Raw genomic sequence first — 11,231 nt, 5'->3', positions numbered from 1 at the left:
CGACGCTGGTGGACGCCGAGCAGGCGGCCGGGCGCTACGAGGCGCAGTGGGACGCGCGCTCGCTCGCCTCCGGGGTGTACCTCTACCGGATCCAGGCGGGGAGCTACGCGAAGACGATGAAGGTGTCGCTCGTGCGCTAGCACCTCGGTAGGGCTAGGCCCGGACGGCTTCGGCGGTCCGAGCCGGCGGCGCCCCCACCCCTCCCCGGGTGGGGGCGCCGCTGCGTTTACGCCGCTGCGTTGCGAGCAAAAACAACGGGCGACCGGGATAGACTCCCGGTCGCCCGTTGTCGTGATGTGAGGGCTGCTACTTGCCGTACACCACCTCGGCGTCGAAGACCGGCGGCTCCGTCTCCGTCAAGGTGCCGTCCTCGACGCGGCGGTAGAAACACGACGTGTGGCCCGTGTGGCAGGCGGCGTCCCCGACCTGCTCGATCTCGAACAGGAGCGCGTCTCCGTCACAGTCGACGTAGGCGGCTTTCACGTGCTGCACGTTCCCGCTCGTCTCGCCCTTCACCCACACCTTCTGGCGCGAGCGGCTCCAGTACGTCATCCTCCCCGTCTCCAGCGTCTGCCGCAGCGTGTCCTCATTCATGTACGCCAGCATGAGCACGCGGCCCGTGCGATGATCTTGCGCGATCGCGCTGACGAGTCCGTTGGCGTCGTATTTGACCTTTTCGAGAAGGGGCTGCACGTCCATGCTGAGTCGGGGTCTTTGGTTCGGGAGTTGCGTATAGGGACCCGCATAACGACCCGCCCCCGATCCCGTTTCCGCAATACGTGATGAAGACGCTCCTCGCCCTCCTCCTCGCCCTCTCTCCACTCGCCGTCTCCGCCCAGACCTCGGCGTCCGATGTGTTCGACGAGGTCGAGCGCCGGCAGAACCTCATCACCTCCGAGGCGGCCTCGATCCGCATGGAGATCGTAGATGAACGAGGCCGCACCCGCACGCGGTCGATGGACCTCCGCACGAAGGTCGGCAGCGACGACCGGGCGAAGTCGATCCTCATGTTCACCGGCCCCGCCGACATCCGGGGAACGGGCCTGCTCACCGTGGAGGCGGACGGCGGCGACGAGCAAAAGCTCTACCTCCCCGCGCTCGGCCGCGTCCAGCGCATCGCCGGCTCGAAGCGTGGCGAGCGCTTCGCCGGCAGCGACTTCACGTACGAAGACCTCGGCACCCGCGACCCCGACCAGTACACCGTGAACATGGTCGAGACGACGCCGGATGCGTTCGTGTTCGAGGCCCGGCCGAAGGACAGCGACTCGAAGTACAGCCGGATCGTGCTTACCGTGGACCGCCAGCGCTATGTCGTCGAGCGGGCCGAGCACTTCGACCGCAGCAACGAACTCGCGAAGGTGCTGACGGCGACGGACTTCGCCGAGGCCGTGCCCGGCGCGTGGCGCGCCAACCGCATGGTGATGGAGGACGTACAGGCCGACCGCCGCACCGTCCTCACCTTCTCCGACCGCGAGACCGGTGCCGCGCTCCGCGACGACCTCTTCACCGAGCGTCAGCTCCAGCGCGGGTTGCGCTAAATCGGTGTTGTTCGGGCGAGGCGGCGGCCGTTTATTGGGGCGCATTCTAACGCCGCCAATCTTCGTCCCCTATGCGCCTCGCCTTCGTTCTCTTCGCCGCCCTGCTCGGCGCTGCCGCCGTCTCCGCCCAACCGGGCCCGGATTCCAGCGCCGCCAGCGTTTCGACGGAGCCGCTCAAGCTCTCCGGCCCTCGCTTCGGCATCACCTACCTCTCCGGCGACCTCGTCGACCGGCTCAATGAGGAGTTCGGTGACGGCCTCGACGCGTCCCCTGTCATCACGCAGTTCGGGTGGCAGTTCGAGACACGGCTGTTCGTCGCCGACACGGGGCTCAGCGGCGTCAGCGAGTTCGTGCCGCTCATCGGCGGGCTGGAGCAGGGGCTCTTCCTCCCCAGCTTCAGCTTCCTCGTCGGGCTCCGCACGGCGTCCGGCGTCGAGGCCGGGCTCGGGCCGAACGTATCGCTCGGCGGCGCGGCGTACGTCGTCGCGGCGGGGCTGACGCAGCAATACGGCGGGCTCAACATCCCGCTGAACGTGTCCGCCGTGCTCTCCGGCGACGGCGTCCGCCTGAGCCTGCTCGTCGGCTTCAACCTCGCGCGCTGACCGCCCGTGCGGTCCTGTTTGGGGTCCGGCGGCTCGCCCTGCCGTGTCTATCTTCCCGCAGCCCGCCCCCACGCCATGACGAACTCGAACCCCGAAGACCAGCCTGCCTCGGACGCTTCCGCCGCATCGGCGGGCGCGATCCGGGTGGTGGCGAACGTGCTCGGCGTGCTCGCGGGCGTGCTGTTCCTCACCGCCTTTGGCATCGACTTCACGAGGCACGGCGAGTGGAACATGCCGTATCTCGCGTTCGGCATCCTCTTCCTCCTCTTCCCCTTCCTCGTGAAGAGGCGCTCCGGCTCGTAACCCCCGTGCGCCCCCTCCTCACCCTCCTCTTCGCGTTCCTCGTAGCCGCGCCCGCGCGCGCCCAGTTCGACGACCGGTTGAGCCTCGGCGGCTCGTACCAGTTCTACGCCGGGCTACGCCTCGCCGAGTCGCCCGACTTCCTCACCGTCCGCAACCGCGCCGAGGTGCTGCTCGGGTTCGACTACGACCGCGGGCGGATCGTCCTCCGACCCCGGCTGGACTACGACGCCCTCGGCGAGCGGCTCGACGGCGACCTCCGCGAGGCATACATCGACGTCTTTTTTTCCCGCGTCGACCTCCGGCTCGGCCGCCAGCTTATCGTGTGGGGCAAGACCGACGGCACGTTCGTCACCGACCTCCTCGCCCCGCTCGACCTCACGGAGTTCCTCGCCCAGCCGTTCGACGACCTCCGCCTCGGCGTGACGGCGGCGAACGCGACGCTCTACGCCGGCGACTGGCGCGTCACCGGCGTCGCCATCCCCCGCCGACCGATGACGCGGCTACCGGAGCGAGGCTCGCCGTGGTATCCCCTCCCGCCCGACGTGTTCGGCGTGCCAATCTCGATCACCGAGCCGGCGGCGCAGGACTCGACGCTGCGCGGGGCGGAGACAGCGCTCCGCGTGACGTATGCCGGCATCGACCGAACCGACGTGGCGCTACTCTGGATCAACGGCTTCAACCGGCTACCCGCGTTCCGCAAACAGCTGCGCGTCGCGACGAACCCGCTGCGCGCCGACATCGACATCGTTCCGACCTACGAGCGGCGGCAGGTCTTCGGGCTGACGTTCGAGACGCTCGCGCTCGACCCCGTCGTGCTGCGCGGCGAGGCGGCGTTTCACACGACGTACCTCTTCGACCAGCCCATCGAGGTCCCGACCTCGCTCGGCGGGCTGACCGATCCTGACTTCGTCGATGCCGTACAGCGCGGCTTCCTCATCGAGAAGCCGTTCGGGCAGATCGCCCTCGGGGCGGAGCGGGCGTTCGGCGCGCAGCTTTTCCGCGTGCAGGGCATCGGGAGCCTCGTGTTCGACTACGACGAGCGCGTGGCGCAGGATCGGTTCGAGGCCTCGCTCACCGCGTTCTGGAATGGGAGCTTCCGGCGCCAGACCGTCACCGCGCAGGCGCTCCTGTTCTACAACCTCGGCGCCGACTACTGGCTCAACCCGTCGCTGACGTACGCCGTCCGCGACGCGCTCAACGCGACGGTCGGCCTCCAACTCTTCGGCGGCCCCGGCGGCGACCCGGCCGACCTCGCCGGCCTCCTCCGCGAGCCCGCCTTCTCGTTCGCCACGTACGACGCCAACGACTTCGTCTACCTCCGCGTCGCCTACAGCTTCTGACCCCCGAGGGACATCTCAATGCGCTTCTTCGTCTTCGCTTCCCTCCTGCTCCTCACCGTTCCCGCGACCGCGCAAGTCGGGACGCTGCTGCCCGTGGACGAGGCCGCCACCGACCCGTCGTTCGTGCTGTTCCGCGCGCGACTGCTCGAAGCGGCGCAGGCTCGCGACACGTCGTTCGTGCTGGATGCACTCGACCCGACTGCGAAACTCAGCTTCGGCGGCGACGAGGGCATCGAGGGATTCCGCAGGCTCTGGCTCGCCGAGTCTCGCTACGAAGACGAGGACGTGTGGACGGTGCTGACGCGGACGGTCGCGCTCGGCAGCCTGTACGATCCGGGCGAAGGGGACCGGCTTCCGTCCGCGACCGTGCCCTACGTGTTCGGCACGTGGCCGGACTCGCTCGACGTATTCGAGCACGGGGCCATCGTCGGAGAGCATGTCCGCGTGCGCGCCGCACCTGACACGACGGCCGAGGTGCTGACGGCGCTCACCTTCGCCCTCGTCCCGACGCCCTACGAAGCGGGTGTGCCCGAGGGATGGCGCGCCGTCACGCTTGCCGACGGCCGCACGGGATTCGTCGCCGCGCGCTATGTCCGCAGCCCCATCGGTTACCGGATGGGGTTCGTCCGCGAGGACGGGCGCTGGCGGATCACGTTCTTCATCGCCGGGGACTGAGCGGTACGGCGCTAACCGGCCCGACCCGCGATCTATTCCCGGTTGATTCAAGACCCGACGCGAGGGCCCCGCGTTAACCCCGCCGCTTCGTTCACCTTCCCGCCCCGCATGCAGCGCGTCGCCGACTTCATTCTCCGCCATCCGCGCGTCGTCATGGCCGCGCTCGTCGTGATTTCGATCGCGGCCGGGCTCTACCTCGTCACCGGCGGCGTCCGCTTCGACTACAACCTCGAGAACTTCCTCCCGGCCGAGGACCCGACGATCCAGGAGTACAAGACGTTCACCGAGGCGTACGAGCCCGACGACGCCTTCATCGTCGTCGGCTTCGAGGCCGATGACGTGTTCGCGTACGAGACGCTCCGCGACCTCCGCGCGATGACCGCCGCGCTCGAAGCCATCGACGGCGTCGAGGAGGTCGCGTCGGTGACGTCGGTGGAGAACCTGCGCGGGACGTTCGACGGGATCGAGGTCGCCCCCCTCGTCGGCGAGATCGTCGACCACCCCGATTCGCTGCGGGCGATCGAGGCGAGCGTGCAGGGCGACTCGCTCGCGACGGGCTACGTCGTCAACCGTGAGGGCACGGCGACGGCGCTCTTCATCCGCATCCGGCCGGAGCTCAACAGCTACGACACGCGCGGCGCCATCATCGACGCGGCCGAGGCCGCGCTCGCGCCGTTCTCCGAGCGTTACACCTACCGCTGGTCGGGCTACCCGTACCTCCGCAACGCGTACGTGACGATGCTCCAGTTCGAGGTCGTCCGCTCGGTCGGGCTCGCCTCGCTCGTGATCGTGCTCGTGCTGATCTGGATGTTCCGAAACGTGCGCGGCGTCGTGATCCCCCTCGTCGTTGTGTGGCTCGGGCTGCTGTGGACGATCGCGGCGATGATGCTGCTCGGCAACCCCATCGACGTGCTCACGAGCACGCTCGCCGCCATCATCCTCGTCGTCGCCGTCGCCGACTCGCTGCACCTGCTGGCGAAGTACTACGACGGCCTCCTCACGCTCGACAAGCGCGCGGCGATCCGGCAGATGGTCGTCCGCCTCGGCGCGGCGACCCTGCTGACGAGCGTCACGACGGCCATCGGCTTCGGCACGCTCGCCACGTCGCAGGTCGTCCCGATGAAGCGGTTCGGCGCGTTCACCGCGCTCGGCGTGATGCTCACGCTCGTCATCTCCGTCGCCCTCATCGCGACGGTCCTGCTGTGGACGAAACCGCCGACCGAGAAGCAAATCAAGCGCCTCAGCCTCGGAGGCTTCACGCGCAGTCTCCAATGGGTCGACGCCTTCACCGAGCGCCACGCGAAGGGGATCGTCGTCGCCACCCTCGTCATCTGCGGGATCGGGCTCGTCGGCGCGCTGCAACTCCGTGTCAACTCGTACATCAACGACGACCTCGGCCCGCGCACGCAGGTCTACCAGGACATCCGGTTTTTCGAGGACCACATCGTCTCGCCGTTCCGGTTCGAGACCGTCCTCACCGCGAGCGAGCCCGACGCCTTCAAAGACCCGGCGCTACTGAGGACCGTTGCTGAGGTGGAGAATTACCTCCTCGCCGAGCCCGCCGTCAAGCGCGTCGTCTCCCCCGCCGACCTCCTCAAGCAGCTCAACCGGGCGATGCGCGGCGACTCCGCCGAGGCGTACCGCTTGCCCGAGTCGGCCGATCTCGCCGCGCAGTACTTCTTCCTGCTCGAACTCACCGATGAGGCCACGCTCCGCCGGTTCGTCGACTTCGACTACGGCGAGGTCCGCATCAGCGCGATGATGAACGACGTCGGCTCGGCCGAGATCAAGGCGTTCCGCGAGCGCTTCGACGCGTTCCTCGCCACGACGCTGCCGCCGGACGTCGAGGCCACGCAGACGGGGACGATCGTGCTCGCGGCGGGGCTGTCGGACTACCTCGTCGAGAGCCTGCTGCTGTCCATCGGCCTCGCGTTCGTGTTCATCTCCCTCCTGATGGGCTTCCTGTTCCGCGACGTCAAGCTCGTCGTGATCTCCCTCGTCCCCAACGTCGTCCCCCTCCTGCTCATCGCCGGGCTGATGGGGTTCGTCGGCATCGAGATCAAGCCCGCCACGGCCGTCATCTTCTCGATCGCCTTCGGCATCGCCGTGGACGACTCGATCCACATGCTGGCGCGGCTACGGCAGGAGATGCAGGCCGGCGTCCCGTTCCGCGCCGCGCTCACCGTCACCATTCTGGGCACGGGCAAGGCCGTGCTGCTGACCTCGCTCATCCTCTTCGGCGGCTTCATCGTGCTGACCACGAGCGTCTTCCAGAGCACGACGTACATGGGCCTCCTCGTCTCTACGACCGTCGTCCTCGCCGTCTTCGCCGACCTCTTCCTGCTGCCCGCGCTGCTGCACCTGATGAAGCCGAAGATCGCTGCGCTGCCTCAGGTGGATGCGCCCGATGCAGCGGTGGCGACGGACCGGATCGCGGCGTAGCCTCGGGCGTTGTAGCCGGACTATGCAACCCGACGATTCCTCAGCGACAAAGCAGGCAGATGCCCCGGCGGCAGACGCCCCAGCGGGGCGTCTCTACGTTCGCGCCTTGCGGGAGATCGGCTCCGTTCCGCGTCGTGCGCTCGTCGGAATCGTCCGGTTCTACCAGCTCGCGATCTCGCCCCACTTCCCGGCGAGCTGCCGCTTCACACCGACGTGCTCGCAGTACGCCCTCCTTGCCCTCCGCGAGTACGGAGCCGTGCGCGGGACGGTGCTCGCCGTGTGGCGCATCCTCCGGTGCAACCCGTGGGGCGGCCACGGCTACGACCCGCCGCGCTGGTTCGGCGAGCCGCTCCGCACGCAGGCCCGCGCCGATGCCGCCGCGCACGACGCCGCGTGCTCCCACCATTCTGCCGAACCCTGATGGGATACGCCGAGCACGCCGAGCGGTCGAAGGACACGTCCGTCACCTGCGCCATCCTCACCGTCTCCGACACGCGGACGCTGGACACGGACACGAGCGGTGCCCTCCTCCGCCAACGGCTGACCGAGGCCGGTCACGCCGTCGCCCACTACGCTATCGTCCGCGACGACGCGGAAGCGATCCGCGCGACGCTCGACGCGTGGGCCGGTACCGTTGAGGTCGCCGTGACGACGGGCGGGACGGGGATCGCGCGACGGGACACGACGGTGGAAGTCGCCGAGTCGCTCATCGTCAAAGCGCTCCCCGGCTTCGGCGAGCTGTTCCGAATGCTGTCGTTCGAGGAGATCGGGGCGGGGGCGATGCTCTCGCGGGCGACGGCGGGCGTCTACGGCGGGGCGGGGCGTGAGACGCTGCTGTTCTGCTGCCCCGGCTCGCAGGCCGCCGTGCGCCTCGCCGCAGACCGGCTGATCGTGCCCGAACTGCGGCACCTCGTGTGGGAGATCCTGCGCCAGCGATAGGTAGTCGCCTCTACGCGAGTTAGGGCAAATCGGCCGCCCCCCTTGAGGTTCTGGCGACGCGCTGTGTACTGTGGGTGCGTAGCCCATCCTCCTGCTCCCCTCCCCATGCGCCTCTTCGCTACGCTCTTCCTGCTCCTCTTCGCGCTCCCGCTCGCGGCCCAGACGCCCGCCGACTGCGCGCTCGGCACCGCGTCTGCTAACCTCAACATCGCCGACGTCGATGCCCGCCTCTTCAACACGGGCAGTCTCTTCTTCGGGAATGGCACCTTCAGCGGCGAGGGCTACATCGCTCCGAAGGGCTCGGGCAAATCTCCCATCTTTGCGGCCGGGATCTGGATCGGGGGGACGATCGGAGGCGACCTGCGGATAGCGGGCGCGACCTACGACGACTTCGAGTTCTGGCCGGGGCCGCTCGACGAAGGCGGCTCGCTCCCCGACGAGGACTGCTCCAGCTTCGACCGCATCTGGCTGATCGATGCCTTCGACCTCTCGCTGTACGAAGCGACGGGCGAGGCGACCGGCGACCTCCTCCACTGGCCCGTCGCGCTCGGCGCGCCCGTCATCGACGGCGACGGCGTGGAGGGGAACTACAACCTCGAAGGCGGCGACCGGCCCGAGATCTACGGCCACCAGACGGCGTTCTGGGTGATGAACGACGTGGGCAACGAGCACACGAACTCGCTCACCGAACCGATCGGGGTGGAGGTCCGCGTGACGGCCTTCGCCTCACTGGATGCCGAGTTGGAACAGCAAACCATCTACCGCTACGAGGTCGTCAACCGGAACGATCAGCCGTTCGAAGCCGCTCGCTTCGGGCTCTTCGTCGACGCCGACCTCGGCGACCCCGCCGACGACTACGTCGGGAGCGACTCGACGCGGGGGATGGCGTTCGTCTACAACGCCGACAACGACGACCGCGGCGGGCTTGGCGGCGGCTATGGGACGATGCCACCCGCCGCAGGCTTCGACTTGCTCACCGGCACCGGTATCTCGATGTACATCGCGAAATGCACTGGCTGTCCAACATCGGATCCGACCAATGGCCCCGAGATCTACAACTACCTCCGAGCGATGTGGCGCGACGGCACGCCGCTGACGGAGGGCGGCGATGGCTACATGACCGACGGCCCCGTCACGCAGTGGGCATTCCCCGGCGACCCCGTCACCGAGCAGTTCTGGAGCGAGGTGAACATCGACGGCACCGGAGCGGATAATGCTCCCGGCGACCGCCGCCACATCATCGCCTCCGAGGCCTTTGCCCTCGCGCCCGGCGAGCGCCGCACGTTCGACATCGCGATTCTCTTCGCGCAGGGTGCCGACAACCTCGACTCGGTGACGGCGCTCAAAGCGGTTTCGGACGCTGTGCAAGCTCGCTACAACGGCGGTACCCTCTTCGCGTCCGGTTCCGCCGCGCCGCCGCCGGGCGGACTCGCCACGCCCGACCTGCTCGCGCCCGCCGACGGGGCGTTCATCGTGGGCGGCGCAGTTCTGAGTTGGACCGCCGTGCCGGGAGCGGAAGGATACCGGCTCGACGTCGCCACCGACCCGGCGTTCTCCAACGGCAACACCCGGTTCGTCTCGGGAACGACGGCGGGCGTGTCTCCGCCCCCGAACGAGGTCACGACGTACTACTGGCGCGTGCAGGCCACGGCCGGGCTGGAGCACAGCTTCCGTTCGTCCGCTCGCTCCTTCCAGACCTACCGCTTCGAAGCCGACGACTACGGCCGCGGCACGGGCCTCATCGAGACGGCCTACCCCGGCGCCGAGGTCTGCGCCGACGCCTCCGACCCCGGCTGCGCCGCCGGCTACCCCGGCAACACCGTCTGGCTCGATCCGAACAGCACGGGCGACTACGTCCTCACCAATCCAGGCAACAGCCGCGTTGACCTCTTCCGCGACCTTTTCGTCTCCACCCCGGACGACTTCGAGATCCGCTTTACCGAGACCTGTGCCACACCCGGCGCCTGCCTCGGCATCTACGCCTCCGTCCTCCCCTTCACCCCCGACAACCTCATCGTGAGCGTGCCCTTCGAATTGTGGAACGTGGGCCGCCTCGCCGAAGACGTCCCCGACGACGACGTCCGCATGATCCCGCTCCTCCGCCCGCTCGACGGTACGGAGCCCGCTGCCGAATGGGCCGACACGTTCCCCGCCGAGCAGGACGTGATCGCGCGGGGCGACACCCTCGTGCTTCCCGTAACGCAGCGCGTGATCGGCGTGATGCCCGACCGGCCAAACGGTTACGCCTTGTTCGAAGCAGCGGCAAACGGCTTCGGTGGGGCAGGCTCGACCTACGACCCGGAGAACGACGGCGACGAGCAGATCGACAACTACCCCGGTAACGGGCAGCCGTGCCTGAGCCAGCGGTTCTACGCTGACTTCTGTTACCGCGGCGGTAGTGGCCGCTTCGTCGGCCCGATCGGTGGGCTCGAAGGCATCGTCTTCGCCGACCTCGCTGGCGACGGCACCACGCCGCCGGCCGGGACCGTGATCCGCTTCGATTCGAACGAGCCGCTCTTCGTCGACGCCGAAGACGACGCGCCGACAGCCCCGCAAGCATTCACGCTCGGCGCTGCCTTCCCGAACCCGTTCTCGCGGGCGACGACGATCCCGTTCGAGGTCGAGCGCCCCGGCCCCGTCCGGCTCTCCGTCTTCGACGTGCTCGGGCGGCGGGTGACGACGCTCGTCGACGGCGACGTGGCGGCGGGCTCGCACCGGGCGACGCTCGACGGGTCCCACCTCGCGACGGGCGTCTACTTCGTCGTCCTCGAAGCCGACAGGCAGCGGCAGGCGACGAAGGTGCTGCTCGTGCGATGACGCTGTACAACCTCACACATCTCGCCTGCCGCTCCACCGCAGCGGGTTCTCGGCGATGTACCGGCGGACGTTCTCCAGCTCCCGCTCCGACCGAATCACGCGGTCGTGATACCGCTCCTGCCACGCGAACTCCAGATCCCCGTTCTGCCGTGCCCACCGAGTGACGGCGGATTTGTAACTCCTGACGATCACGGGGAGGGAGCCCTGTTGTAACGGAGGTGCCATCCCCCCACGCTGGCGTAGAGACGCAGTGTGCTGCGTCTCTACGGTCGGGTCCGTCGCCGCGGTCGGGTCCGTCGCCGCGATGGCGACAATGCCGTGGACGTGGTCAGGCATCACGATAAAAGCATCGGGGATGACGTGCGGGACGTGCCGAGGGATCGCGGTCCAGTACCGCGCGGCCTCGATTCCGGCCGCCGACAGCCACATCGTCCCGTCTCGGAAGATCTCACCGAAGAACGAACCCTTCGTGCAGATCGTGACGAAGTAGTACCCCGGCGCGCCGTAGTCCCGATCGCGCCAGCGCGCGGACTCGATGCGGTATCGGCCCCGGTACAGGCTCATGCGTTCCGAGG

At 68.6% G+C, this 11,231-nt stretch carries 11 protein-coding genes; 9 read left to right on the top strand and 2 right to left on the bottom strand.

The annotated features are described in order from the left end of the window. Positions 1-306 precede the first annotated feature (306 nt). Complete coding sequence (hisI, locus tag ABJF88_07370) at positions 307-699, bottom strand: phosphoribosyl-AMP cyclohydrolase (protein MEP0546733.1); 393 nt, start codon at positions 697-699, stop codon at positions 307-309. Positions 700-782: 83 nt separating this feature from the next. Here hisI and ABJF88_07365 point away from each other — a divergent pair, with 83 nt between their 5' ends. From ABJF88_07365 to ABJF88_07325, 9 genes are all read left to right on the top strand, one after another. Continuing rightward, positions 783-1,538 (top strand): outer membrane lipoprotein-sorting protein, encoded by a 756-nt coding sequence (locus ABJF88_07365; protein MEP0546732.1) that lies wholly within the window; start codon positions 783-785, stop codon positions 1,536-1,538. A 71-nt stretch (positions 1,539-1,609) separates the two neighbouring features. After that, a complete protein-coding gene (locus ABJF88_07360; GenBank protein ID MEP0546731.1) occupies positions 1,610-2,140 on the top strand; it encodes a hypothetical protein in 531 nt (176 codons plus the stop codon). Between the two features lie 75 nt (positions 2,141-2,215). After that, positions 2,216-2,443, top strand: a complete 228-nt coding sequence (locus ABJF88_07355; protein MEP0546730.1) for a hypothetical protein — start codon at positions 2,216-2,218, stop codon at positions 2,441-2,443. A gap of 5 nt (positions 2,444-2,448) precedes the next feature. Then, the gene (locus ABJF88_07350; GenBank protein MEP0546729.1) at positions 2,449-3,783 is read left to right on the top strand and encodes a DUF1302 family protein; all 1,335 of its coding nucleotides are present in this window, start codon (positions 2,449-2,451) and stop codon (positions 3,781-3,783) included. Positions 3,784-3,801: 18 nt separating this feature from the next. Beyond that, complete coding sequence (locus tag ABJF88_07345) at positions 3,802-4,458, top strand: SH3 domain-containing protein (protein ID MEP0546728.1); 657 nt, start codon at positions 3,802-3,804, stop codon at positions 4,456-4,458. 108 nt (positions 4,459-4,566) lie between these two features. Next, positions 4,567-6,900 carry an MMPL family transporter gene (locus ABJF88_07340; protein MEP0546727.1) on the top strand — a complete coding sequence of 778 codons (2,334 nt, stop codon included), beginning with the start codon at positions 4,567-4,569 and terminating at the stop codon, positions 6,898-6,900. Positions 6,901-7,006: 106 nt separating this feature from the next. After that, positions 7,007-7,321, top strand: a complete 315-nt coding sequence (yidD, locus tag ABJF88_07335; protein MEP0546726.1) for a membrane protein insertion efficiency factor YidD — start codon at positions 7,007-7,009, stop codon at positions 7,319-7,321. Next, the gene (locus ABJF88_07330) at positions 7,321-7,839 is read left to right on the top strand and encodes a molybdenum cofactor biosynthesis protein B (GenBank protein MEP0546725.1); all 519 of its coding nucleotides are present in this window, start codon (positions 7,321-7,323) and stop codon (positions 7,837-7,839) included. Before yidD ends, ABJF88_07330 begins: the two co-directional genes overlap by 1 nt. 105 nt (positions 7,840-7,944) lie before the next feature. After that, the gene (locus ABJF88_07325) at positions 7,945-10,656 is read left to right on the top strand and encodes a T9SS type A sorting domain-containing protein (protein MEP0546724.1); all 2,712 of its coding nucleotides are present in this window, start codon (positions 7,945-7,947) and stop codon (positions 10,654-10,656) included. A gap of 12 nt (positions 10,657-10,668) precedes the next feature. Here the strand turns inward: ABJF88_07325 and ABJF88_07320 are convergent, their stop codons facing one another. After that, positions 10,669-11,220: a transposase gene (locus ABJF88_07320; GenBank protein ID MEP0546723.1), complete on the bottom strand. Its 552-nt coding sequence runs from the start codon at positions 11,218-11,220 to the stop codon at positions 10,669-10,671. Between the last annotated feature and the right edge of the window lie 11 nt (positions 11,221-11,231).

It is taken from the genome of Rhodothermales bacterium, assembly GCA_039944855.1.
GTDB lineage: Bacteria > Bacteroidota > Rhodothermia > Rhodothermales > JANQRZ01 > JBBSMX01.
The sequence above is the reverse complement of the archived record's forward strand: the minus strand, read 5'-3'. Positions and strand labels throughout refer to the sequence as shown.

What these genes read in the sequence shown, in the direction of transcription:
- ABJF88_07325 (MEP0546724.1), top strand. Translation starts at nt 7,945, where the DNA reads ATGCGCCTCTTCGCTACGCTCTTCCTGCTCCTCTTCGCGCTCCCGCTC.
- ABJF88_07365 (MEP0546732.1), top strand. Translation starts at nt 783, where the DNA reads ATGAAGACGCTCCTCGCCCTCCTCCTCGCCCTCTCTCCACTCGCCGTC.
- ABJF88_07355 (MEP0546730.1), top strand. Translation starts at nt 2,216, where the DNA reads ATGACGAACTCGAACCCCGAAGACCAGCCTGCCTCGGACGCTTCCGCC.
- hisI (MEP0546733.1), bottom strand. Translation starts at nt 699, where the DNA reads ATGGACGTGCAGCCCCTTCTCGAAAAGGTCAAATACGACGCCAACGGA.
- ABJF88_07340 (MEP0546727.1), top strand. Translation starts at nt 4,567, where the DNA reads ATGCAGCGCGTCGCCGACTTCATTCTCCGCCATCCGCGCGTCGTCATG.
- ABJF88_07345 (MEP0546728.1), top strand. Translation starts at nt 3,802, where the DNA reads ATGCGCTTCTTCGTCTTCGCTTCCCTCCTGCTCCTCACCGTTCCCGCG.
- ABJF88_07360 (MEP0546731.1), top strand. Translation starts at nt 1,610, where the DNA reads ATGCGCCTCGCCTTCGTTCTCTTCGCCGCCCTGCTCGGCGCTGCCGCC.
- ABJF88_07320 (MEP0546723.1), bottom strand. Translation starts at nt 11,220, where the DNA reads ATGAGCCTGTACCGGGGCCGATACCGCATCGAGTCCGCGCGCTGGCGC.
- ABJF88_07330 (MEP0546725.1), top strand. Translation starts at nt 7,321, where the DNA reads ATGGGATACGCCGAGCACGCCGAGCGGTCGAAGGACACGTCCGTCACC.